The 26,041-nt window shown below is 34.9% G+C and carries 23 protein-coding genes; 17 read left to right on the top strand and 6 right to left on the bottom strand.

Translation table 11 applies throughout. The annotated features are described in order from the left end of the window. The first annotated feature begins 564 nt into the window (after positions 1-564). Positions 565-1,812 carry a dicarboxylate/amino acid:cation symporter gene (locus MKY94_RS12925; RefSeq protein WP_342577158.1) on the top strand — a complete coding sequence of 416 codons (1,248 nt, stop codon included), beginning with the start codon at positions 565-567 and terminating at the stop codon, positions 1,810-1,812. Between the two features lie 236 nt (positions 1,813-2,048). Here MKY94_RS12925 and MKY94_RS12920 read toward each other — a convergent pair whose 3' ends face one another. After that, positions 2,049-3,053: a nucleoid-associated protein gene (locus tag MKY94_RS12920; protein WP_154310507.1), complete on the bottom strand. Its 1,005-nt coding sequence runs from the start codon at positions 3,051-3,053 to the stop codon at positions 2,049-2,051. A 392-nt stretch (positions 3,054-3,445) separates the two neighbouring features. Here MKY94_RS12920 and MKY94_RS12915 point away from each other — a divergent pair, with 392 nt between their 5' ends. From MKY94_RS12915 to MKY94_RS12900, 4 genes are all read left to right on the top strand, one after another. Next, positions 3,446-4,351, top strand: coding sequence for an HNH endonuclease (locus MKY94_RS12915; RefSeq protein WP_342577157.1), 906 nt, complete (start codon positions 3,446-3,448; stop codon positions 4,349-4,351). Between the two features lie 606 nt (positions 4,352-4,957). Continuing rightward, positions 4,958-5,557, top strand: a complete 600-nt coding sequence (locus MKY94_RS12910) for a YitT family protein (protein ID WP_342577156.1) — start codon at positions 4,958-4,960, stop codon at positions 5,555-5,557. A 146-nt stretch (positions 5,558-5,703) separates the two neighbouring features. Further along, positions 5,704-7,299, top strand: a complete 1,596-nt coding sequence (locus MKY94_RS12905) for an amidohydrolase (protein ID WP_342577155.1) — start codon at positions 5,704-5,706, stop codon at positions 7,297-7,299. Between the two features lie 32 nt (positions 7,300-7,331). Beyond that, positions 7,332-8,795 carry an amino acid carrier protein gene (locus MKY94_RS12900; protein WP_154310510.1) on the top strand — a complete coding sequence of 488 codons (1,464 nt, stop codon included), beginning with the start codon at positions 7,332-7,334 and terminating at the stop codon, positions 8,793-8,795. Positions 8,796-8,857: 62 nt separating this feature from the next. On the opposite strand, the gene MKY94_RS12895 is transcribed toward MKY94_RS12900, so the two are convergent. Next, positions 8,858-9,277 (bottom strand): pyrimidine dimer DNA glycosylase/endonuclease V, encoded by a 420-nt coding sequence (locus MKY94_RS12895; RefSeq protein WP_342577154.1) that lies wholly within the window; start codon positions 9,275-9,277, stop codon positions 8,858-8,860. Positions 9,278-9,805: 528 nt separating this feature from the next. Next, the gene (locus MKY94_RS12890; RefSeq protein WP_342577152.1) at positions 9,806-10,684 is read right to left on the bottom strand and encodes a LysR family transcriptional regulator; all 879 of its coding nucleotides are present in this window, start codon (positions 10,682-10,684) and stop codon (positions 9,806-9,808) included. 137 nt (positions 10,685-10,821) lie between these two features. Here MKY94_RS12890 and hutG point away from each other — a divergent pair, with 137 nt between their 5' ends. Together hutG and gltS are read left to right on the top strand one after the other, a co-directional pair. Continuing rightward, the gene (gene hutG / locus MKY94_RS12885) at positions 10,822-11,733 is read left to right on the top strand and encodes a formimidoylglutamase (RefSeq protein ID WP_342577150.1); all 912 of its coding nucleotides are present in this window, start codon (positions 10,822-10,824) and stop codon (positions 11,731-11,733) included. Between the two features lie 10 nt (positions 11,734-11,743). Next, the gene (gene gltS, locus MKY94_RS12880) at positions 11,744-12,928 is read left to right on the top strand and encodes a sodium/glutamate symporter (protein WP_191696801.1); all 1,185 of its coding nucleotides are present in this window, start codon (positions 11,744-11,746) and stop codon (positions 12,926-12,928) included. 145 nt (positions 12,929-13,073) lie between these two features. Here gltS and MKY94_RS12875 read toward each other — a convergent pair whose 3' ends face one another. Then, on the bottom strand, positions 13,074-14,882 hold the full coding sequence (locus MKY94_RS12875; protein WP_342577148.1) for a histidine kinase: 1,809 nt from the start codon (positions 14,880-14,882) through the stop codon (positions 13,074-13,076). A gap of 4 nt (positions 14,883-14,886) precedes the next feature. Beyond that, positions 14,887-15,684 (bottom strand): response regulator, encoded by a 798-nt coding sequence (locus tag MKY94_RS12870; protein ID WP_342577147.1) that lies wholly within the window; start codon positions 15,682-15,684, stop codon positions 14,887-14,889. 275 nt (positions 15,685-15,959) lie between these two features. On the opposite strand from MKY94_RS12870, the gene MKY94_RS12865 reads away from it, so the two are divergent. From MKY94_RS12865 to MKY94_RS12835, 7 genes are all read left to right on the top strand, one after another. Beyond that, positions 15,960-17,336 (top strand): extracellular solute-binding protein, encoded by a 1,377-nt coding sequence (locus MKY94_RS12865; RefSeq protein ID WP_191696804.1) that lies wholly within the window; start codon positions 15,960-15,962, stop codon positions 17,334-17,336. 131 nt (positions 17,337-17,467) lie between these two features. Continuing rightward, entirely contained in the window at positions 17,468-18,313 is an 846-nt protein-coding gene (locus tag MKY94_RS12860) for a sugar ABC transporter permease (RefSeq protein ID WP_151113901.1), read from the top strand. A gap of 14 nt (positions 18,314-18,327) precedes the next feature. After that, positions 18,328-19,209, top strand: a complete 882-nt coding sequence (locus MKY94_RS12855) for a carbohydrate ABC transporter permease (protein ID WP_225321658.1) — start codon at positions 18,328-18,330, stop codon at positions 19,207-19,209. Between the two features lie 13 nt (positions 19,210-19,222). Beyond that, positions 19,223-20,137 (top strand): dihydrodipicolinate synthase family protein, encoded by a 915-nt coding sequence (locus MKY94_RS12850; protein WP_191696805.1) that lies wholly within the window; start codon positions 19,223-19,225, stop codon positions 20,135-20,137. A gap of 17 nt (positions 20,138-20,154) precedes the next feature. Further along, a complete protein-coding gene (locus MKY94_RS12845) occupies positions 20,155-20,853 on the top strand; it encodes an N-acetylmannosamine-6-phosphate 2-epimerase (RefSeq protein ID WP_191696806.1) in 699 nt (232 codons plus the stop codon). 12 nt (positions 20,854-20,865) lie between these two features. Then, the gene (locus MKY94_RS12840) at positions 20,866-21,747 is read left to right on the top strand and encodes an ROK family protein (protein ID WP_191696807.1); all 882 of its coding nucleotides are present in this window, start codon (positions 20,866-20,868) and stop codon (positions 21,745-21,747) included. Between the two features lie 270 nt (positions 21,748-22,017). Then, a complete protein-coding gene (locus tag MKY94_RS12835) occupies positions 22,018-22,140 on the top strand; it encodes a hypothetical protein (RefSeq protein WP_255475373.1) in 123 nt (40 codons plus the stop codon). A gap of 143 nt (positions 22,141-22,283) precedes the next feature. Here MKY94_RS12835 and MKY94_RS12830 read toward each other — a convergent pair whose 3' ends face one another. Next, the gene (locus MKY94_RS12830; RefSeq protein ID WP_144535629.1) at positions 22,284-23,111 is read right to left on the bottom strand and encodes a Ku protein; all 828 of its coding nucleotides are present in this window, start codon (positions 23,109-23,111) and stop codon (positions 22,284-22,286) included. Between the two features lie 121 nt (positions 23,112-23,232). Here MKY94_RS12830 and MKY94_RS12825 point away from each other — a divergent pair, with 121 nt between their 5' ends. From MKY94_RS12825 to MKY94_RS12815, 3 genes are all read left to right on the top strand, one after another. Then, positions 23,233-25,071, top strand: coding sequence for a DNA ligase D (locus MKY94_RS12825; protein WP_225215944.1), 1,839 nt, complete (start codon positions 23,233-23,235; stop codon positions 25,069-25,071). 108 nt (positions 25,072-25,179) lie between these two features. Next, positions 25,180-25,422, top strand: coding sequence for a KGG domain-containing protein (locus MKY94_RS12820; protein ID WP_144535632.1), 243 nt, complete (start codon positions 25,180-25,182; stop codon positions 25,420-25,422). A gap of 89 nt (positions 25,423-25,511) precedes the next feature. Then, entirely contained in the window at positions 25,512-25,814 is a 303-nt protein-coding gene (locus MKY94_RS12815) for a KGG domain-containing protein (RefSeq protein WP_144535633.1), read from the top strand. The last annotated feature ends 227 nt before the right edge of the window (positions 25,815-26,041 follow it).

The raw sequence follows: 26,041 nt of genomic DNA, 5'->3' as shown, positions 1-26,041 counted from the left end.
GATGCTATTTTTTTATAAAGATGTGTATCGAACTAAGATATTTATTTAACATAAATGAAGGAACCAATAGATTTCTAATTTTTTTATTATTTTCAGATTAGATTGTAGTTAATTGTGGTACTTATATATTAGTAAGTATAGATTTAGTTGTTATTGGAAGATTATTGGTTTTTATGGAAATTTAGCATTACAAAAATTAGTTACTCGTTGATTCTAGGTGATAATACAATATTGTAAAGTTGGCTGAGTTAATTTCATAAATAGCACTTTACCAATTAAATATGCACATTTCTTATTTGTTCATTGTAGCGGAGGGTGGTGTTGGCTTATCGCTCACCTCAATGAAATATTTTATATTGCTAGAAAAGCATGTAATTGTTCGTGTTTTTTCATAAAAACAGAAATTATGAAATTTATTCAACTATAATATTTTTACATAATAATTTGTCGGAAAAATTACTTAATGCAGAATACTTCAACTAGAACAATGAATAATCTATTTAGCTAATATTCTATTAAGCTGCCAATAATTTTTTGATTATATATTTAGTAAAGGGTGATTGAATGAAATTAGCAACTAGGATATTGTGGGCTTTAGTACTTGGTGCGGTTGTCGGAGTAATTTTAAATATCGTAGCACCAGAATTTTTTAAAACGGCAGATAGTTATTTGTTTACACCACTAGGAACAATCTTTTTGAATCTTATTAAGATGTTAATAGTACCTTTAGTATTCTTCTCAATAGCTGTAGGGGTTGCTAATATAGGAGATCCAAAATCGTTAGGGCGTATGGGCGGAAAGGCAATGCTTTTCTTTTTAGCAACAACCGCTGTAGCGATTACTATAGGGATAGTATTAGCACTTGTTTTCCAACCAGGGAACAGTGAAAACTTTGATGTAGGATCAGTTGAGTACGAAGCTGCAGAAGCACCACCAGTTTCAGAAACATTGCTTGGAATAATTCCAGCTAACCCTGTTGAAGCAATGGCTAGTGGAGATATGCTACAAATTATTTTCTTTGCGGTATTTATTGGTTTAGGAATTAGCTATTTAGGAAGCAAAGTGGAAAGTGTCCAAAGGTTTATGGAGCAGGCAAATGAATTAATGATGTTTTTAGTGACATTAGTGATGAAGTTTGCACCAATTGGCACATTTGGATTACTAGCTTCAGCTGTAGGGAAGCAAGGTTTTGATGCTCTAAAAGTAATGTTTATGTATATGGTAGTCGTCTTTTTAGCATTACTAGTTCATTCAGTTATCGTCTATGGTTCCGCACTTAAGCTTTTAGCTAAACAAAATCCGTTGAAGGTCATTAAAGAATACTTACCTGCTTTAACAGTGGCGTTTAGTACTTCTAGTAGCAGTGCGACCTTACCAATATCTATGGAGATTGCACAAAAAAAATTGGGAGTGCCAAAAGGGATCAGTAGTTTTGTTCAGCCTTTGGGGGCGACAGTTAATATGGATGGAACAGCAATCATGCAAGGGGTTGCGACAATTTTTATTGCTCAGGTATATGGAGTAGATCTATCGTTTGTCCAAATGCTTACAGTTGTTTTGACAGCAGTGCTTGCTTCAATCGGTACAGCAGCTGTCCCAGGGGCTGGTATGATTATGCTAGCGATGGTGCTAGAGTCTGTTAATCTTCCCGTGGAAGGGATCGCATTAATCATTGGTATTGACCGATTACTTGATATGACAAGAACAATGGTCAATTGTACAGGTGACTTAACATGTGCACTTTATGTAACTGAAAGTGAAAAGAAACATCAGAAATCTAGAACAGTGGAATCTACTTCTCCGATTAATTAAGTAATAATATAAAAAAGCTATTTCAAGGATGAATAATCACAACTTGAGATAGCTTTTTTTGTAGATTTAATGTTATTAACTCGAGCGAGGAGAGGAATTGACATGGCAAGTATAATGGGTTATTTCGCTGATTCCTAGGAAAGCTATCACGATTATTTTATCCCATGTAATACTCTGTTAAAATTATATTGTAGCTTGAGCAGTCTCTAGCTTTTCTCAGCAGTGACAATATAATTCTATACTTCCTCCTGAAAATAAATCTTATAAAACTTTCGCTTGGTAACCTCATCATAGCCAACTTCTATAAGCTGATCTACTTGATCAATATCCCGAACATTCACTTGAATTTCAATGTTGGAATCCAGCTTAATTTTTCGCTTATAAATTTTTTCTGACTTAGCAATTGCACTTTCAGATATGACAGTTTCATATGGCTTCACCGAATTAACTATAATATCTTTTTGAGTTTGATCTGCATTGTCAAAAACCGTTTCAATATATTCGTCAACTTCAAATGTTTCTTCATTTCTAAAGTAATCAAGCGTTTTGTTTAGTAGTCCAAGCTTTTCGGTATTCGTGAAGCTCTCTTCTTTAACTATTAGTTTTTTGCATTCTGTTAAAGCTAAATTAGTTTTATGGAAGTGTTCATCTGCCACTCTAATATTCAGAAAACGTTCCTGCCAGTAAACAACATCTTCCTTTTTCTTTGTTTTCATGAAAATTGCAGGGGCTGCATCTGGACCCATATCAATGATTACTGCTATATTGTTGATTTTCCTTACGTTAATCCCATCTACACCGTTTACTATTACTTTGTCTTGTTCATTTTTAATATCTAAATACATCTCTTTTTCATCAATTTTAACGATAGCAAGAGCTTTTTTAGTCTCTGTATTCCATATGCAGTTTTCAAACAATCCAATAAATAATTCTCCGTTTTTTATATTAGGATGCTGAGAAACGCTTTGTAGATGAACTGCAATATTTTTTGATTGCTCTAGGAAATTATTTTTGTTATCAAAAATGCTATTTACATATGTGTAAACTTCATTTAGCCCTAGGTCTGTTTGATGGAAGAAATCATATTGTTGCTCAAAATCTACTTTGTTAAATGCCAATTGTGTGAATGCAGCCTCTAGCATAACTTCTGGTTGTAAATATATTTCGTCACCTAAAACAAGTGAATCGCCTACATAATGCACTATATATCGATCTAACTTACTTTCATTTACTTCTAACACTTCTTCACCTTCTATATTAGAGTTCTAGATATTCTACCATATCATATTCTAGAAGCTATTTTCATATATTTTTTTCACTTATTTTTGTTAAAGGATGGTAAGAGAAACCTGTTTCCTTAAAAGTATTAAATCCAATGAGCAAAGACTTATAACCGTTCGCCCTTTGTTTCAGTATTTTCGTCAAGCGAATCCGATGAATCCCCCTAAAGATAGGTGAGAGAATAACCGCTAGCTGCTCTTTTCAACAAAGACAGTGTTCATATATCTTATAGCGAAGGCGGCCTTCTAACTAAATCAATCTAACTAAAATTGGAAGACAGTTGATCGTATAATGCATTGATAATTTTTTGCTATAATATATATATGGATTAAGAGAGTAGAGGTACATATATATGAATTTTTATATCGTCATGCAAGGACAAACGTATATAGAAGAAAAAGAAAATAACATTATTTGGTCTAAACAGGTCGATAAAAGTGGTATGCATCCACATTTTTGGGAGCGAATGAAGGAAGTCAAAGCAGGGGATTGTATTTTTCATTACGTAAAAGGTGACATTGTAGCTGTCAGTATTGCTAAAAAAGATTGTTACGAAGCAGAAAATCCCTATGATGCTCTTTATAAAAAAGTTGGTAATAAGGTAGAAACTTCATACGAGGAACTAAATACTCCATTAAATATTAAGGATAATTTTCAGGAGATAGAGCTATTTCTTCCGATAAAATATTCAGCCTTTCAAGAAAACGGGGATGGTAACCAGGGATATCTTTACCCGTGTAATGAACAATTGGCCATCAAACTTTTAGAGTTAATAGCTGACAACAATGTAAATTTAGAAAAACAGGAGCAGCTTGAATTTGCTATTAGTTCGATTCTATTAAAGGAAACTAATCGACTTCTACAAATTATTGCAGTAATGGAGTCTGAAGCAAAAGTAAAAATTCGCAAAGGACTTCAGAAATTTAAGCAGACGCTTTCCCCTTTATGGGATAACCAATGTGCTATTTGCAACATCGACTCTCCTGAACTATTACATCCTTGCCCATCAAAACCTTGGAAGGATAGTACTGAGGAAGAAAGGCTAGACCCTTATAATGGAATATTGCTTTGTTATAATCATGAGGCATTATATGAAAAGGGGTATATAGCATTTGATGGTCAAGGAAAAATCCATATTTCTAACCGTATAGAAGAAAGGGATTACGATAAATATCAAATTCATTCGAAGATGCGCATTAATAGAAAAGAAGAAAATAAAAAGTACTTTAAATGGCATAAAAAGAATATATTAAAATAATCAGCTTTCCATCCTGAAAAGGATGGAAAGCTTTTTTAGATAGAGGATAAGGCAATTTTTTTTTGTCTAGCCTATCTTTGATATTACAATTTTTCATAGAAATATTTGACTTTATGATGGAATAAATAGAAAATTATGTATACATTATTTAGATTTAAAAATAGCATCTTGCATCAAAAGATATATTATTCATTTTGTAAATTGCTTTAGGAGGTTAGTTCAGTGACGAGCAGTCAAGAGATATCATCTTAAAAAATTCTGATATCTAATTATGCAAAAAAAGAAGGGGGTTTATGGAATGGAGAAAGATCTTTATTCTCCAAGTTTATCAGGGGAACAATTCAAAGTTAATATCCATTTTCGGTGCATACTATCAGTGCGATTGTATCTAATTACTTCTCCTATTAATAGGTTAGCTAGTGACTATCACAGCTAGCCTTTTTTTAATTGAGTTAATATCTTAATAGCATCTTATCTACAACACACAAATATAAATCTCTTTCTATTTGGTTTATTAGTCTATATTCAGAATAACGATTTGAAATTAGACATTTTGTCCTCTTTCCAATCATAAATTAAATACATATCCAGACAGTGGAGGTTAATATGTATTTATTTAAAAAGGGTTTAGTTATTATTTTTGGCAGTATCTTTATAGCCCTGGGTATCAATTTGTTTTTAGTTCCCTATGAAATACTAGATGGTGGAGTCATAGGTATAGGGTTAATTTTTAACTATTTGTGGGGAGTTAAGACTGGTGCGACAATTATTCTATTTAGTATTCCCATCTTTGTTATCGCTTGGTATAAATATCGAGAATATTTTTATAACAGTCTACATGGAATGATCATTTCTTCTTTCTTTATTGACTTATTTAAACCATATAGTCAGCTAGTGATCTTGGAATCTGTTCCTAGTGCTTTAGTTGGTGGGTCACTAGTGGGAATCGGTATAGGTTTTATGCTTAGATATCGGACAAGTACTGGGGGGACTGATTTAGTTGCACAGTTTATAAGTGCAAAGACGGGTGTAAACGTAGGTATAAATATTTTTGTTATTGACTCACTAGTATTAGTTGTAGGTGGATTATTGCTGTCTATGGATTCCTTTTTGCTTTCAATCATGACCATTTTGTCTGTTGCTCTGTCAACTAGTCTCATAGCTAGAAAAACAAAACCCCATCCTCATTCACCTATAACAGCATAGTGTTTTAGCTATAGTAGATATATTTCTACCTAGTTCTAATCTGCTCTTCTTAATAAATTCTATAATATAAATTGAATTAATTTTATCTGAATATTAAAATAAATTAATAGAATCAAATTATGATGAAAAGGGGAGAGAAATGTCATATGAGAATAATGTATACAAACGGAAATATTTTTACGATGAATTTAGAAGAACCTCTTGTACAGTCTATAGTAATCGAAGATGAAGAAATTATAGATTTAGGAACCAATGAAGACATGATGCTTCAATGGGGAAGGGATAATACAACAGTCATAGATTTGGACGGTAAATATGCGTTTCCAGGGTTAATAGATAGTCATTTACATATTTCGAGCGTTGGTATTAATGCTCAAGAGCTAGATCTGACAGGTATAGAGTCAAAAGAGAAGCTTCTTAATGTAATAAGCAATAAGGCCAGGTTAATTCAACCTGGAGAATGGATATTAGGGAGGGGCTGGGATGAGAATATATTTCCTGATAAACAAATTCCAACAATTGAAGAACTAAACTATGTCTCACCCGACTCTCCATTATTTCTTCCGCGAGTTTGTGGTCATGCATTTCTAGTGAATACAAAAGCTCTAGAGCAAAGTGGTTATCATGATAAGCTGTCTGTACCGTATGGAGGAACAGTAGTTACAAGCACCGAAACAAATAAACCCACTGGACTATTACTTGAAACTGCTTCTACTATTATTACAGAACGTATTCCTATTAAAAGCTATGAACAGCTTAAGCATGCTGTAAAGTGGGGGCTGGAGGATGCTTTAAGAGTTGGTTTAACAGGTATTCATACGAACGACCCAACTTACTTGAATGGTGCTAAGCAAACTTACAAGCTATTTAATGAACTAATAAATCAAGAGGGGATTGGTCCTAGAAGCAATCTTTTAATGGACTATAAATACCTGGAAGAATTAAAGGATGCAGGAATGTATGCAGGGTATGGAAACAATAAAGTGATGATTGGTGCTATAAAGTTCTTTGCAGATGGTGCATTGGGAGGTAGAACGGCACTTTTGTCCGAGCCCTATGCAGATAGTCCAGGTAATTACGGGAACGCTATGTATGAGAAGGAAGAGCTATTGCAACTAATGAGAAATTGTAGAGAATTTGATATGCCGATAGCTGTCCACACCATCGGTGACCAGGCTTTGATAGATGTTCTGGATAATCTCGACAAACTGAAGCCAGTTGCCTACAGGGACAGATTGATCCATGTGTCTATTCTAAATGACCAATTAATCGAACGATTAAAAAGTCCTAATCGCATAATCGATATACAACCTAGATTTGTACCAAGCGATTATCCTTGGATTGTTGATAGGTTAGGAGAGTCAAGAGCTAATTTGTCTTATCCATTTAAAACGTTGCTAGAAAAAGGTGTCATTACAGCCGGAAGCTCAGATGCACCTATCGAACCGTTAAATCCCTTATTAGGAATTCATGCAGCTGTTACCCGTAAAAAAATTGGGGAAAATCATAATGGTTATAATGAGGCAGAAAAACTCTCCATGTATAAAGCCTTTAAAATTTTTACGGTAGGGGGTGCCTATGCTACGAATGAAGAGAATATGAAAGGAACGCTAGAAAGAGGAAAGCTTGGAGATATGACAGTACTCAACAAAAATCCATTTAGTATGGAATGTGCAGATGAACTTTTAGAAACAGAAGTTGAGATGACAGTAATTGGCGGTGTTATCAAGTACAGAAAGTAGCGTATGTAAATAATTTAATAGGGGGATGAAGCATGGACGCGATATTAGAAACAATAGTAGGCTGGCTTTGGGGTCTTCCACTAATTTTCACGGTCTTGTTTGTAGGAGTTTACTTTTCAATTGGTAGTAAACTATTCCAATTTGGTTATTTGCCTCATATTTTTAAGGTGACTTTCGGCGATTTATTTAAGAAAAGAGATAAATCAGAGGATTCTAAGGGTATACTGACACCTTTTCAAGCTGTAAGTACAGCTATTGGTGGCAGTGTCGGTGTAGGGAATATAGGTGGAGTGGCAACAGCTATAGCAATAGGAGGACCAGGTGCTGTATTATGGATGTGGCTTACTGCATTGCTAGGGATGATTACTAAAACTGTAGAGGTAACTCTATCGGTTTATTATCGCAATACCGATGAAAAAGGTGATCCTTTTGGAGGACCTACTTATTATATGGAAAAGGGACTTGGTGAAGAAAAAAACTTTAAATATTGGAAAGTACCAGCTATACTTTTCGGAATTGGAATTTTTACTACATTCTTTATCACTCTTCAAAATTATACGATTTCTGAGGCATTAAGCTCTTCTTTTGATATTGGTATGATTCCAGCTTCTTTTATTTATTTAGTTCTCATTTATATTATTATCTATGGTGGGATTAAACGTATTGGTGAAATTGCTAGTAGACTCGTTCCATTTATGTGTATTTTCTACGTATTGGCAGGGCTGTTTATAATTTTTAAGAATTATTCGGAGATCATTCCGGTGTTTAGTTTAATCTTTGAAAGTGCCTTCACTGGTATCGCTGCTGTAGGTGGATTCGCTGGAGCGGCAATTGCCCAAGTAATTCGGATGGGGGTAGCTCGTGCTGTCTACAGTAATGAAGCGGGCTGGGGAACTTCTCCAATGATTCACTCTACAGCTAAAACGAGTCATCCTATTAAACAAGGAATGTGGGGCGCAGTGGAAGTATTTGTAGATACAATCATCGTTTGTACTATTACGGCATTTACAATCATTATTACTGGTGTTTGGTCATCTGGACTGGATGGGGCAGCCTTAACGCTATCTGCTTTTGAAATAGGGATTGGTGAATTTGGTAGATATGTTATCACTATTTCAATATTTCTTTTTGGCCTGACTACATCTACTGGTTGGTATACGTATTATGAAATTCTATTAAGACACGTCTTTGGAGATGAGAAGAAGTTAACGTTAAAATATAAGATTTTACTATGGTTTAAATGGCTTTACCCAATACCAGGGTTTTTAATGGTTGTGTATGCGGTTACTTATAATCTACCAGGTAAAGCGGTATGGTATTTTGCGGATATCACTACAGCAATTCCAACCTTTGTAAACTTAGTTGTCTTGTTATTTTTAAGTAAAAAATTCTTTGAATTATTAAGAGACTATAAGGCTAGATATTTAAACATAGGTGTTGTAGACCCTAACTTTAATGTGTTTTATGAGGACAGATTAAAAAAGAAAAACAAATAAACTTCACTCATAAAGGTGTCTCTGTGTTAGAAACAATCGTGTTAGTTCGAACAAACGAACCTTCATGATTGTTTACTACACTGGGACGAACAAATTTCTTCATACTTCTCCGTTAAAGCCTCATACTGCTCCGCATCAAAATCCTTTTGTCCTCGCATGTATTTTTCTTTTAGATTAAAATAACATATCTCGAAATATTCCTCGTTATGATGATGAACGAATGGATCCGTTATTTGTTCAAAAGGTACATCTGTGAAATAACGCTTCATTTTATCTAGCGTCCTAATATTAATGTTGCGAGCACGCATTTCATTTAGAACAAGTTGTGTATAGGCAAACAAATCCTCTTTCGGATAGTCATAAATATAATTTATCAAAATATGTCTGTCTTCCTTAGCAAATATACTATTTAACTCACGCCACTGTGCCAACAGCTGAGATTTTGGCAAATTCCTTAGTAAACTTTGGTGCCATAAGCGCAAACAAAATCATCTCCTGTTCAATCTATTTATCGTGAAAATAGACAGTCTTGTTTTAATTTCCTGATCTTTTTTTCATTAGCGAATCCTGTTATCATCCTTCGGTAAGAAAAGTGGATTTAGACATATACTTTTCATTTTGCCCTGTTTTTATTCAGGACGCCTGTTATTCTATAATACTACAATACACTGACTTCGATTGAGTGAATTTGTCTTGCTATTGTTGCATTCTTTCTGGGAGGCAAACGGAAAATTTCCGTATTGCTAGATCCAAAATATAATCTAATTACTCCTGCAATCTACCAATTGGCAAAAGTGCCTTCTGGCAAAGCTAATCATAAAGAATAGAAATTTTTTTAAAAATATCAGACTGAAATATTAAACGTTCTGCTCGCTCCCATTATAAGAAAGAAAATTTGAAGGGTTTTTTATATAATTAACTATGTTAATCCGTAAGATTTTTTTCATTTTCATTAAAAAAAGCAAACGCTCAGTAATTCTCTAGAGCGTTTGTATTATTGCTGTATTTATTTAGTGCATTGTCTTTATTAGGTCAAATAGCTTTAATATGCTCTCCGGAAAAGTGCGGTCTTTCATAGTGCTTAAATACACATTTCGATTTAGAAACTTACTTTGTACTTGGCGTGATATTAAGCTTTTTGATAAATGGTGGTTGACATAGTGTTCAGGCAGGAGGGCAATTCCTAGCCCTTCCTCTACCAATACTTTTATCATTTCAAATCTTTCTATTTTATATTGAATATTCGGCGTGACATTTTCCTGTTCAAAAGCTTTTAGTATTTGTGCACTCGTTTGAAATTCTGGCATACCTATTATCAATGCTTCTTCTGCAAAGTCTTTTAGTGATATTTTCTCCTTCGTAGCAAAAGGATGATCTTTTTTACTTAACACGACGTAAGGCTCGGTATATAACAATTCACTTTTTATTTCCTGATCTACAATATACTGATTAGTTATGACACCATGTACGTTTAAACCCAATAACGCTTGACGGACGGTTTGATTATACAATGTATCCATTAATGTAATTTGGTTTTGTGGGTATTGTTTTTGGTAGGTAATAATTACTTGTGAAAACCAGTAATTTGCTGACTCGATCATGCCTAATCGAATTTCTAACTTCTCGCCTTTTGCAAACTCTTTTAACTCGGTATCCATTACTTCGAATTGAGCAAGTAAACTTTTCGAACGTTCATAGAATTGTAAACCTAATTCTGTTAATCGAAATTGTTTGGTTGTACGTTCTATAAGAGGTGCATTGATTTCTGTTTCCAGTGTTTTTATAGCATTACTTAATGAAGGTTGTGATATATGTAAGGCTTTTGCTGCTCTTGAAAAGCTTTGATATTTTACTATAGCATTGAAGTAATACATCCTTCGTAAATCCATTTCACACCTCATTTATAGTTTTAAACTATTATAATATAAAAAAATAGTATTTGTTATTATAAATATATATAAATATAATGAAAACATGAATTTTTCAGTTTATAAGGAGTCGAAACATATTGTTAAAAAAAACTGATTTGAGTGTTTGGCAAGGCCGCATAGATCATGAAACGGAACCGACTTACTTTCGTTATCATCAAATTGTTAAAACGGAATCCATAACTAAACAAGGAATAGTTGGATTGATAGGTTTTTCTTGCGATGAAGGTGTTCGACGTAACAATGGGCGTATTGGTGCAAAAGAAGCTCCTCTTGCTTTACGCAAGCAGTTATCATCGTTGCCATGGCGTAATCATATTCATATAAATTCCTTATTCGATTTGGGAGATATCGTTTGTGAGGGCCATGAACTAGAGCAGGCGCAGCGGGAACTAGGAGATAAAGTTTCTGACATTTTAACTAAGGGAAAGGCAATTGTACTTGGAGGCGGGCATGAAACATTATACGGGCAATATTTAGGGGTGCGTAAAGCAGTAGGCCAAGACGCTTCCATAGGTTTGCTTAATATTGATGCGCACTTTGATATGCGTTCTTATGACAATCAAACCTCTTCTGGCACTATGTTTAAGCAAATTTTAGACGAGGATCCAAATGCACATTATTTTGTGTGTGGCATCCAACAATATGGAAACACGACGGCATTATTTGATACAGCGGCTAATTATAATGTTCAGTATTTTTTAGATGAACAATTGGATTCACCTCAGTTTACTAAGGATTTAAATAAGTTCATGGATGCGTATGATGTATTACTCGTTACTCTTTGTATGGATGTCTTAAGTGCTGCAGAAGCTCCAGGCGTCAGTGCACCATCTCCATTTGGTTTATCCACTTTAAAGGTTCGTGACATTTTACGTCAGATGATTTCGCATAAAAACACTGTAAGTTTCAGTATCTGTGAAGTTAATCCGACACTCGATATAAACAATCAAACAGCAAAATTGGGGGCTTACTTTATTAATGAAGTAATTATGAATAGCTTCGAATAACCAAAGGGGAATGTATATGGCTATAAATCAAATTACAACACTATGTCTAGCAGTAACATTATTTCTAATAGGTTCATTTTTAGTTAAAAGAGTTGGGTTTTTAAATCGTTTTTGTATTCCAGCTCCTGTTGTGGGAGGTTTACTATTCGCTATTTTAGCGACGATTTTGAAGGGTTTCGACATTATCGAAATTACATTAGATACTTCACTACAATCTATTTTCATGATTACATTTTTTACAACCATTGGACTCGGCGCGAGTTTTAAACTTGTTAAGTTAGGTGGAAAATTGCTAGTAATCTATTGGTTGGCTTGTGGATTCTTAGCCTTAATGCAAAATGTGATTGGCGTTTCTTTAGCGAAAGTAATGGATCTTCATCCATTAATCGGTGTTATGGCTGGAGCTGTATCCATGGAAGGGGGACATGGTGCCGCTGCTGCTTTTGGGGAAACAATTGAAGGCTTAGGCGTTCCTTCTGCCGTATCAATTGGAATGGCAGCAGCTACATGTGGACTAGTAGCTGGTGGACTTGTTGGTGGTCCTGTTATCGGGTACTTAATCCGCAAATTTAACTTAAAGCCATCTTCAGAAGAAACAGAAGCATATGTTGAGAAATCAGAACATCCGATTACAGAAAAATCATTCATGATGCAAGTTTTCTTAATCACTTTTTGTATGGCGGCAGGTACATATGCAGGGGAATTGTTCTCTACTTTAACAGGGTTTGTATTACCTGGTTATGTAGGTGCTATGTTTATAGCAGTAATCGTTCGTAATATCGTTGATCGTTTCAAGCCTGAATTAATCAACATGAAAGAAATCAATTTAATTGGTGATATTTCCCTCGGTATTTTCCTTTCTATGGCATTAATGAGCATAAAGCTATGGGAAATCGCAGATTTAGCCTTACCGTTATTTATCATCGTTTTAGTACAAGTAATCTTCATCGTATTATTCGCAGTGTTCGTTCTTTTTCGATTGCTCGGAAAAAATTACGATGCAGCAATTATGGTATCGGGTTTCCTTGGACATGGCCTAGGAGCAACGCCTAACGCAATGGCCAATATGTCTGCAGTTGTTTCTAAATTTGGTCCATCACGCAAAGCATTCCTAATCGTGCCGATTGTAGGAGCATTCTTAATCGATGTTTTCGGAATGCCAATTATTATTACAACAATTAATCTATTTAAATAAAATAATGGAACCAATAGAATCCTAAAAGCGCAAACGCTTGAACTTCAAGTGTTTGCGCTTTTTTATTTAATATCGAATATATAGGTCACTTCTTAATAATTGGTCCCCATAAATGAAGAATAGAATCCATAATAGAGTTTTCGTATCAAGAAAGTGCTGGAATTCGTACAGTTATAGTAGTGCCTTCACCTAAAACGCTATCAATGGTGATTCCATATTTGTTTCCAAAATAATAGCGAATTTGTTCATGTACATTTTTGAGCCCGATATGCTTTTCCGTTAATGTGTTAGAGGATTCGTCTAAATAAGCTCGTAATTGTCGAAGTTGCTTGTTGTCTATCCCGACTCCATCATCTCGAATCATGATGAGAAGATCCTTGTCCAAGAAAGTAGTAGATACTTCTAATATACCGGCTCCAAGCTTGGGCTCTAGGCCATGGACAATTGCATTTTCAACTAGAGGCTGAAGAGAAAAATGTACTATTTGTATTGAACCACTTTGTGGTGCTAAGTTTTCTAAATACTGTATTTTATCTCCGAACCTCATTTGCTGTACTTGTATGTACAAGCGGATATGAGTCAATTCTTCTTCCACTGTGATAGTCTCTTTACCACTTTGTATAGTGATTCGAAATAACTGTCCTAGTAATCCAATCATTTCAGCTATCTCTCTTTGTTTGTTTATAACTGCTTTCATTTGAATGGATTCTAAGGCATTTGCTAAAAAATGTGGATTTACCTGACTTTTTAGTGCTCGGTAATGCGCAAGTTGCTGTTGTGCTTTTAAGTAAGAGGCTCGCTCAATATACGCCTGTAAATCAGTGACCATTTTGCTAATCCCTTGATATAGGCCTCCAAACTCATCCTGACGGTCGCTAGTTAGGTTTACATCGAATTTTCCGCTCCCTATTTTTTTCACTTGCTTACTTAAAAAGATAATCGGTTTTGTAACACGGGAATATAAGATCACCATGAATAACATAGCCATTGCTAGTGAAAATAGTGCCAACCACAAAATAACCTGACGAAGTAGGTTCGCGTGCTTCGTCATTTCCTGTTCATCAATATATTGAATAACTGTCCACTGTGAGTATGGAGAAGTAACGTAGTTAAAAAAAGAATTAACTCCACCTATCTCCGCATAGAAGCTACCGGTATCCTCCTTAGAGTCAGAAATGCCTAACAAAGTGTGTGTCTTAAATGTCTTATCAGAATTGATCTGATTTAGATCAGAGGCATAGACAACCTTGCCGATATCATCGAGAATGATAAAATTTCGATTGCTATTCTCGGATAAGTTTAAGATATTCCGTAATGAATCTAAACGGATATCTATAAGTAGAACACCTAAAGGATTTCTAGTACCGCTTTTGTTTATGACTCTGGCGATGGATATAACTGACTCATTCGAATTTGGTCGATGAAATGGCTCATGTGTACCAAACAAAACTACCTTACCTTTTTGTTCCATAGTTTGTTGATACATTTCCTCACTCGAAAGGCTACTAACATCGTAAACAGCTCTTTTAAAGCTAGAATAAAAAACGCGATTATCTAAAAAGATCTGCACACTATCAACATTCTCAATAGTCATTTCAATACTACTTATGAAGCGTTCAATTGCATTCTCGTATTCTATACTTTGAACATAGTCCTTTTCCGAGTCAGTTTTCCCCCAATTTTCTAGTGCATTTTGAAGCCTACTATCCATATGAGCCGTAAGAGCACCGATCTCTACACTTCGTAAGTATTGGTCGAAATTAAATGATAAATTATTAAGAATAAGGTTTGAACTATTTTGATATTCATTTTTAGCTGATTGTATAGAAAAAATATAAATAATAACAGACAAAATGAGTAGTGGAATAGTAATTGTTATAATCATCATGACAAAGATTTGATAATTAACATGCTTAAACTGAAAAAGTTGAAAAAGTCGCTTCAATAGGATCATCACATTATATCCTTAACTGTTTTCTATATTCCGTAGGTGTCATTTGCGAGACACTTTTAAATAATTTTACGAAGTGCTTATAGCTTTTATATCCACACATAAGAGAAACCTCGGTAATGGAGTATTTAGATTCTTTCAGACATTCTAAAGCATATCCAATTCTGATTTCGCTTACAAAGGTCATGTAATTCATGTTTAGTTTTGTTTTAAATAACCTGCTTAAATAGGATGGATTATAAAAGAAATGCTCAGCAACCATATTGAGCGTTAATTCTTGATTGATATGTTTTTTTATATAGGATTCAATTTTCTTAAAAAGTTGTAGATCCTCTTGAGTAAGGAACTCCATCTTTTTCAAAAGTTGAGATGTCCCAAGTAAATCTATATTTTTCTCCGTATTTACTTTGGATTCAAGTTGTTTGACACGGATTTTTTCTATACATTCCTTAATAACTGAAAAACTATTTTCATATTGTAACGGTTTGAGTAAGTAATCATGAACACCTCCATATTGAATGGCCCTTTGTGCATACTCAAACTCACTATGGCCAGTTAAAATAATGAACAAGGTTTCAGGGAGTTTGGTTCGAAGACTACCGATCATCTCAAGACCATCCATCACCGGCATTCGAATATCTGTTATGACTAAATGAGGCAATTCAACTAAGGCTATATCTACACCATCTTTGCCATTCTCTGCCTCAACAATTGTTTGTATGCCTAATTCCTTCCAATCGAAATAATGCTTTAATCCAGAACGAATGATAGGTTCATCTTCAACAATCATCAATTTATACATCATATTCCCCCAAAATGATTAATTAGTAGTTATTGTTTTAGAAGATTTTGTAACTAGAGCATTTTTTGTATTTGCTATAGTGTACACGATAAAGAAGATTTTCCCAATACTAATTATATGAACATTCCAATAATTATATATTTTTCAAGTATACATGTCAGAATAGGTGTATGAATGTAAAATACAAAGGATTGTGAAGTTTTATTTTTGACTTTAAGATAAAAACAGGAAATGAAAGCGTTTACCGATATTTCCATAATTGTATTAGGGGGGATACTATGCAAGGTTCAAAAAGAAGGTTCATTTTGTTTATCGTAATTGCATTTGTCGTATCAATGTTTTTGGCAGCGTGTAGTCAGGAGGCTGGGGACGACAATGAAAAGGAGAATGATTCAACAAAAGTTCCGGTATCTAGCGACGGCAAATCAGTAGAAATAACATGGTGGAATTTCCCGAACTTCCAGGCTTTAGATGGAAAAGTAGGAAAGTATGAGGAAGAAATTATAGCTGCTTTTCAGGAAAAGAATCCTGACATTAAAGTGAATTTAGAAATGCTGACTTTTGAAGGCGGACCTGAAAAGTTGAATGTAGCAATTGCTACGAATACAGCACCTGATGTAATTTACGATGCTCCTGGAAGAATTATTGACTGGGGCAAGAAAGATTTGCTTGCACCGTTGAATGACATGATGCCAACTGATGTAATGAACGATATTTCTCCAGCTCTATTAAAGCAATCGATGGTCGGTGACCAAGTATATATGTACCCATTCAATACAGGACCATTCATGATGGCTGTTAATAAAACATTATTCGAAGAAATCGGTGAACTAGATTTGTTACCTTTAGATCGACCAGATCGTACATGGTCGGTTGAGGAATACGAGAAAGCATTAAATGCGGTTAAAGAAAAAGCACCAGGTATTATTCCCTCTGGGTTTTATGCAAAGAGTGTAGCAGGAGACCAGGGAACACGAGGCTATATTACAAACTTAGGTGCAAGCAGATTTTTAAATGAGGATTATAGTAAAGTGGCGATTAACTCTGCCGAAGGCGTGAAAGGACTTGAGTGGGTAGTGCAGGCTTCGAAGGATGGTCTAGTTGCACCTGGTGCTGCTTCACTTGAGGCAGGAGATCATAACGATTTATTCCTACAAGGGAAAATGGCGTTCGCTATTAACTATTCTGCTGTACTAAAATCATTGTTTGCTCCAAATAAAACAGAAGACTTTGAAGATGTTTTACTACCTTATCCAACTCCTGATGGATCAGATCCGAAGCTAGAGCCATTTCTTGGGGGTTTAGCTGTCTTCAATAATGAGGACGACAAAAAAATAGAGGCTTCTAAGAAACTAATTGATTTCATCGTGAACGATCCTGAATGGGGCAAGAAAAACCTTATCCAAACAGGAGGATTATCAGCTCGTAACTCAGTTACTGGTCTGTATGAAGGTTCTGAGTATGATTATTCAGAACTAGCACGTAAGTTTATAACAGATCCTCCAACAACTGCAGATGGTTATGCAGAGATTCGTACTTTCTGGTTCCCAGCGTTGCAGGAAGCAATTCTTGAAACGAAAACACCAAAAGAAGCGTTAGATGATTTTGCGGAAAAAGCAAATGCAACGATTGAAAAAGCAAAGTCTGCAAACTAAAACGGATAAACAAAAAAGGAGCAACATCTTTGATGTGTTGCTCCTTTCTTTAAAAGAATTAGGATTGGGGTGGTAGAAAATTGTTAGCAACTATTCGTAAGCCAAACAAAAACAAATTGCTAGATTGGTTGATGAGTTATTTGTTCTTGTTACCAGCGTTAACATTTTTCCTCATTTTTGTTGTATATCCAATGTTAAGAGGGATATACATGAGTTTTTTTGATTATAGCATTACGAATTTTGAATTCATTGGTTTGGAAAATTATGTAACGCTATATCATGATGAAACCTTCCATAAGTCAGTTATAAATACGATTGTATTAGTTGCTGTTGCAGTTCCTATAGTAATTGGTTTTTCTATTTTTGTTGCGATGTCGATTTACAAGAAAAGTGAATTTATCCGATCATTTTGTAGAGGTATATTTTATCTACCAGCAGTTACCTCTGTCGTCAGTGTTACAGTAGTTTGGGGTTGGATCTATCATCCAAACTTTGGATTACTTAACTATGTGACAAACTTTTTCGGTATGGATCCAAAATCCTGGCTGGGTGATCCAAAAACTGCATTAATGGCCATAACCGTAATATTAATCACGACATCTGTTGGTCAGCCAATCATTTTATATGTTGCTTCCTTAGGTAATATTCCTACAAGTTATATAGAGGCGGCACAAATTGATAGAGCTACACCAGGGCAAATTTTCCGGAAAATTATTTGGCCATTATTAATGCCTACAAGCTTATATGTAATTGTCATTACGACTATAAATTCATTTCAGTGCTTTGCTCTTATACAATTACTCACCTCTGGTGGACCGATTTATAGTACTTCGACAGTGATGTATGGTGTTTACCAACAGGCATTCCTTCTAGGTAATTTTGGTATAGCTTCTGCCATGGGTGTCATTCTAGCCATCATCATTGGAATAATTTCAATTATTCAATTTAAATACTTAGGAAATGATGTGGAGTATTAAAAGGAGGGAACGTTTTGAGAATAACATCTCCATTAAAGATTAAGAAGAAAAATAATGTACTTGGAAATTTAAAATGGTTACGTAAATTAAGCGTTTTTAAAATAATCTCAACTATTATATTAGTCCTCTCTGGACTGTTCTTTATTTTCCCACTCTATTGGATTGTTACTGGTGCATTCAAATCTCAAGTTGTAGCAATCACGATTCCACCAGAATGGTTTCCACTTAATCCTATACTTGATAATTGGATAACATTATTTAGCAATCCAGTTTGGCGTTGGACGTTTAATAGTTTCTTTATCGCAAGTGCTGAGATGATTGCCGTATGTTTTGTAAGTGCAACTGCAGGCTTCGTACTTGCTAAAAAAGTATTCCCTGGTCGCAAGCTGATTTTTATCGCACTGATCGCTGCTATGGCGCTACCTAAACAGGTGATTTTAGTTCCATTGTTTACGATGCTAACCGATTTGGGCTGGGTTGATACATATAAAGGACTTATCATTCCAGCAATCGGCTGGCCATTTGGTGTTTTTTTGATGAAGCAATTCTCGCAAACAATACCAAATGAACTTTTAGAAGCAGCAAAAATAGATGGCTGTGGTGAAATTCGTTCCTTTTTTTATATCGTACTACCGATGCTAAAACCAGCTATAGGTGCACTGGCGATTTTTACTTTCATGCTAAGTTGGAATGATTATTTTAGTCAACTCGTAATTACACGTTCGACTGATATGATGACTTTGCCCTTAGGCATTGCCACGATGCAAGGAGAATATAAAACAGATTATGGAGTCATGATGGCAGGTGCTGCATTAGCTTCAGTACCTATGATTATCATTTTCATGTTATTCCAAAAGTCGTTTACACAAGGAATTACGATGGGTTCTATCAAATAAGGAGTGAAAGAATATGCAACTAAATATGTTTAAAGGAATTATACCTGCTTTTTATGCCTGTTATGATGAGGCAGGAGAAGTATCACTAGAAAGAATAAAAAATTTAAGTACCCATCTCTATGAAAAAGGTATCCGAGGCCTCTATGTAGGAGGAAGCTCCGGAGAGTGTATATATCAAACGCTTGATGAAAGAAAAGCAACACTAAAATGTGTTGCTGAAAACCTGCAGGGAAAAATTACACTAATCGCACATGTCGGAGCACCTTCAACAAAGGAAAGCATTGAACTAGCGAGGTATGCAAAAGAAGTAGGTTATGATGCGTTATCTGCTATTCCTCCAATCTATTTCAAGCTCCCTGAAAGTGCAATTGAAAAGTACTGGACGGAAATTATGGATTCAACAGATTTGCCTTTTATCATTTACAATATTCCTCAAACAACTGGCTATAATCTTTCTGTTCCGTTACTGAAAAGATTATTAACAAATGACAAACTAATCGGCGTGAAAAATTCTTCTATGCCAGTTATGGATATCGAGCGATTTAAAGCAGCATCCCATGAAGACTTTATCGTTTTTAATGGTCCAGATGAACAATATGTGTCTGGTAGATTAATAGGTGCAGAGGGTGGGATTGGTGGGACATATGGAGTGATGCCAGAGTTATTCCTAAAAGCAGAGGAATTTATTTCAGCAGGTAACTTCTCAGATGCCAGAAAAATTCAACATGATATTAATGACATTATTATCGCACTATGTTCATTGAATGGTTCAATGTATTCCGTTATAAAAGGTGTTTTAAAACTAAGCGGAATAAATATCGGCAGTGTAAGAGGTCCTTTAGAGGCAGTAACTGGAGAAGATATTAAAAAAATTGACGACATTAAAAAGAAAATTGAAGAAGCAATTGTGAAATATCAAACGATTTAGTGTGGGGATGTTAATAAATGAAAACTAAACAGGAAATTTTACATTCTATCCATCATGAACTCATCGTCTCTTGTCAGGCTCTTCCTGATGAGCCGCTGCATAGTCCATACATTATGGCAAGAATGGCTTATGCAGCGATGATGGGTGGCGCTAAAGGGATTAGAGCAAATAGTATTGAAGATATTAAAGAAATAAAAAAAAACGTAAATTTGCCAATCATAGGAATTATAAAAAATGTCTATAGTAAATCAGATGTTTTCATCACACCAACTCAAAAAGAAATAGACCTACTCTATCGAGAAGGCGTCGATATTATAGCGATTGATGCTACTAATAGATTGAGACCAGACGGTAAAGTAATAAGCGAGGTTTTTCCAGCTATTCGAAAACAGTATAGTGATCAACTATTCATGGCTGATTGCTCTACTTATGAAGAAGGAAAACAAGCTTATGAATTAGGATTTGATTGCTTAGGCACAACACTTAGTGGTTACACAGAATATACTCAAGGTACAGTACTGCCCGATAAATTGCTAATAGAAAAACTAGTGAGAGATTTTCCTATGCCAGTTATTGCAGAAGGTGGGATTTGGACACCAGAGGAACTAAAATGTGTGTTTGAACTAGGAGCATACTCAGCGGTTGTTGGAACTGCAATAACAAGACCGATGAATATTACTAAAAGATTTGTAGAAGCGATGAAATCCAATGGGTAAGGATGAAGCTTTATGAAAATATTAGCTATAGATATTGGAGGAACATCAATTAAGCTTTGCTTTTCTGATGAAAGAGGGAGCATATCAAATTTTAGAGAATACGAATCAGAAGCAAACATGGGAGCAGACCATCTAATTACAAGAATAATACAGTTAATAACGAGCAATTATGAGGATTTTCAAGCCATTGGAATTAGTACTGCAGGGCAAGTTAATAGCGAAGATGGCTCAATCATTTATGCAAATGAAAACATACCTAAATTTACTGGGATGAAGTTAAAGGATATTTTTGAAGATAAGTTCGATGTCCCTGTGCTTGTTGAAAATGATGTTAATGCGGCTGCATTAGGAGAAAAATATTATGGTGTAGGTAAAAAATTTGAAGAGTTTTTATGTTTAACCTATGGAACAGGTATAGGCGGTGCAATTGTTTTAAAATCAGGAATATACAAAGGTTTTAATGGCTGTGCAGCTGAGTTTGGTCATATAATTTTACAACCGGGTGGCAAGAAGTGTACTTGTGGACGTCTTGGATGTTATGAAATGTATGCCTCCACTAGAGCGTTAGTGGAAAAAGCAAAAGAGTTTGAAAAAAAGTATGTGAATGGTCGAATAATTTTTGAAGAACTTGAACAAGGAAATATAGAATTAGAGAAAATATTAAATGAGTGGATAATTGATATAGCGTATGGCTTAGTTTCATTAACACATATCTTTAATCCACCCGCCATTATTTTAGGTGGCGGAATAATGGAGCAGGATAAATTAGTATCATTGGTAAATAGTAAAGTTAAAGAACTAATAATAGGAAGCTACTCCGAGTTAGAAATAGTAAAGGCGTCGCTTGGTAACAAAGCTGGACTACTGGGTGCAGTGTCTTTGCATATGTATTGATCGCAAATAAAGTTACTGGATTGCACAAATGGTTTTGTATTCAAATAGAAGAGTAGAAATATACAATAGTTACTGAATAAACAAATAGTCAGCCCTACAATCGTCTTTACCTTACTATAAGGGGACGGTTTTTTTTATAAATAATTCTTATGACTACTGAATTGATAAAACAATAAAAATTATTGAGGGAGTTTCTAAAAAACTATTTACTAAGCTATCTCTAGTATGTAAATTAAAAGGGTATCTTTTAATAATTCATGGAGGTTAATAATGCCAACAATTGCGCTACCAGGTTTTCTACTTATTATTAGCATCCTTGCTTTTATAGCAATTATTGCGCTTTTGATTGTTTTCATTACAACAAGCAGATCTCAAAAAGACAAAAGGAAATAATAACCACTTTGTGAAAAAATTTTAAGTGTTGTCTGAGACAGAGGGATGAAGGAAGTTACGTTATTTTATGTAACAAGTGAACAATGAATAAAGAACAAACAAAGCCCCCTATAAAGGAAGGCTTTACTTATTGATGATTAAACTTAAGACGTCTTTGCCTTTGGAGTTCTTTTCCGGGCAGGAGTCTTTTTCTTTTTCGTTTTGTCTAAGGACGCTTGGAGTGCCTCCATTAAATCAGTAACATTTGATGCAACAGCGGGCTGTTTACTGTCAGCCTCTACAGTTGGGTTACTAACTTTTTTCTCTTCAATTAATTCCATAAGTGCCGTTCGATAATCATCCGTATACTTGTCAGGATTAAATTCAGTAGTTAGCTGATCAACTAATAATAGAGCAGTTTCTAATTCCTTTTTTACTACAGTTTGTTCAAGAGGAATATTCGGGACATCCGAAGCATTTCTCACCTCATCCGGATAATGGATGGTTTCCATCACTAGCATTTCCTTATAAACTCGAACCACTGCTAACTGCTCTTTAGCCCTAATAATAATTTTAGCCACTCCAATTTTTCCAGAGTCCTCTAGTGCTTTTCTTAATAGTGAGTATGCCTTCGAACCACCGCTGTCTGGAGCCATAAAGTAACTTCTTTCAAAAAATATAGGATCAATCTCTTCAAGTTTGACAAAATCAATTATTTCAACGGCTTTATCCTCATTTTCTTTACGTAGTTTTTCAAGTTCCTCTTCATCCAGTACTACAAATTTATTTTTAGAGTATTCATAAGCCTTCACAATGTCATCACTCTTCACTTCTTCACTGCAGCCCTCGCAAACTTTCTTATAGGAAATGGGCTTCATGCATTCCTTATGAAGCTGGCGAAGTTTAATGTCTTTATTTTCAGTTGCAGCATGAAGCTTAATAGGAATATTGACTAGACCAAAGCTAATGCTTCCTTTCCAAACTGTATGCATATATTTCCACCTGCTTTTCCTTTTCCCTTACTATGTAATCTTTTGACTCGTTTTATGTATTAGGAAGATAAAATAATCAAAAGCTAACAAAAAAGGAAAGTAGGGGAATCATATTAAACCGATGCTTTTAACTGCAAGTGAGAATATTCCTTTGGATAAGGATTGGCTTTATGAAACTAAATATGATGGATTTCGCTGTATTTTAGAATGGGAGGTTGAGCCTATTTTAAAAAGTAGAAATGAAAACATCCTCAATAAAATGTTTCCGGAAATTATACAATTTTGTTATACCATTGAAGAGCAAGTAAAACCCCATTTACCTTTAGTTCTGGATGGAGAAATCGTACATTTGATTAATAGTTACAAAAGCCATTTTACAATCGTGCAAACAAGAGGAAGAATGAGAAAAAAAGAGGCAATTGAAAGCCATCTATTACATTTCCCTTGTCATCTTGCTATTTTTGATCTTTTAATATATAAAGGCAAGGACATTACTAACAAAACACTTGCTGAACGTAAGGAGAAGCTCTCTCTTTTATTCAAAAATCTTAAACTGCCATTAAACATAAATAGCGAGGATAATAATCGTTTACAAATGATTGAGTTACATAAGGATAGTAAGCCACTATGGGAGAAAATTGTAGCTCACAATGGAGAAGGAATGGTGGCAAAGAAAGAAAAAAGCAGATGGACAAGTGACAAGCGTTCCACTGATTGGCTAAAGATAAAAAACTGGAAGATTACAACCATCATCTTAACAGTTTTTGATAAGAGTAATAATTATTTTTTTGGTGCGATTTATGATGAAGGACAATTAGTAGATGTGGTCAATTTTAGTCATGGTTTAATGGAAGAAGAGCTAGTTACTCTTCAAAAGTTTTTTTATAGCAATGGTCAAAAAATTGGGAGAAATAAGTGGCAAATTGAACCTTCTATATGTGTGGATATTGCCTCTATAGATTTTGACGGAAAAAGCTTAAGAGAGCCTAGATTCCATCGATTTAATCTTGAATGTGATCCGTTAAACTGTACGAGAAGAAAATTTTATTTACAATTATATTCACTTCCTGAAAATGTGAAGGTTACCCATCCTGATAAGCCATTATGGATTTCAAATGATATAAAAAAAGAAGACTACCTATACTATCTTCAGCGGGTTTCGTCCTATATGCTTCCTTTTTTACGAGACCGTTTACTTACTGTCATTCGTTATCCTCATGGTGCAATTTCAGATGAACTTTTTTATCAAAAGAACTGGGAGGATAACGTTCCCAATTATGTGAAGACTAAGTTCTTTGAAGATAATAGGTATGTCCTTTGTAATAATATCGAAACACTTCTATGGTTAGGGAATCAGATAGCTTTAGAATTCCATATACCATTTCAAACTATTCATTCAGAATTGCCAACAGAAATTGTGTTTGACTTAGACCCACCATCAGTGGATTATTTTTGGATGGCAGTGGATGCAGCTCTTAAAATGAAAGCTATATTTGATAATTTTTCTCTTATTTCATTTGTCAAAACATCTGGAGGCAAGGGATTACAAATATATATACCTTTACCTAAAAATTTATTTTCTTATGAAGAAACTAGGATTTTCACAAAGTTTGTCTGCGATTTCTTATGTGAACAAAATCCTGATATTTTTACTACGGAACGAATGAAAAAGAATAGAAATAACAAGTTGTACTTGGATTATGTGCAACATCATGAAGGAAAAACAATAATTGCTCCATATTCTACTAGAGGAAACGACGGTGGTTTTGTCGCTACACCCTTAAAGTGGGAGGAGGTTAACAAACAACTAAGTCCGACTTTTTTTTCGATACCAATTGTTTTGGAAAGAATTGAAAAGCACGGAAATCTATTTAACAACTTTTGGCATGTAGAAAACGGAGAAGCATTCAAAAAAGTACTAGAACAGTTAAAAAACATATTAAATATTCATAAGAGCTAAGAGAAACCTCCTATTTTTGCTTTTAAATGTTTTAGCTATTTTCAGATGGGAATATGAATAGTGAGCTCGAATCAATAGCTCAAAACATGAATGAGGAGGAATTGTTATATGGCTAACAACAACCAAAACAAACGTGGACGAAGCATGTCAGTAGAGGAAGCGGGACGTAAGGGCGGAGAAGCAACCTCTAATAATCATGATCGAGAGTTCTACGAGGAGATTGGCCGTAAAGGCGGAGAAGCAAGCAACGGCTCCGGCAACAACGGTAATAATGGAAGTAATGGCAAAATGAGTCGAGAAGAAGCAGGTCGCAAAGGCGGCGAAGCGAGTCGTCGAGGCTCCAACAACTAAATTAGAATATTAAACCTTTGAAACAGATGAACCTTAGAAGAAGTCTTTAAAAATAACTAAAATGATCACACTATAGGAGGATGATTGAAATGGCTAACAACAACCAAAACAAACGTGGACGAAGCATGTCAGTAGAGGAAGCGGGACGTAAGGGCGGAGAAGCTACCTCCAATAATCATGATCGCGGGTTTTATGAAGAGATTGGTCAAAAGGGTGGAGAAGCAACCTCTCAAAACCATGGCCAAGATTTCTACGAGGAGATTGGCCGTAAAGGCGGAGAAGCAAGCAGCGGCTCCGGCAACAATGGTAATAATGGAAGTAATGGCAAAATGAGTCGAGAAGAAGCAGGTCGCAAAGGCGGCGAAGCGAGTCGACGGGGCTCAAACAATTAACTTTCCATTTAAAATTAATAATTTACAACAAAATTAATTATGTTATACCCAAGTCTTAAATGACTTGGGTATTTTTTTAGTTATGCCTATAACAGGAACTTTATATTATGGATAGGAGCTATTTTCCTCCTTGCATTAGTAAAATCATGCATTGGAGTCTTCTTATTATTTCCTTGGAAATGATATCAGGATAACGACACATACTTGAAATATCGATGCAAACTAAT

This window comes from Psychrobacillus sp. FSL K6-2843, assembly GCF_038626375.1.
Lineage (GTDB): Bacteria > Bacillota > Bacilli > Bacillales_A > Planococcaceae > Psychrobacillus > Psychrobacillus faecigallinarum.
The sequence above is the reverse complement of the archived record's forward strand: the minus strand, read 5'-3'. Positions and strand labels throughout refer to the sequence as shown.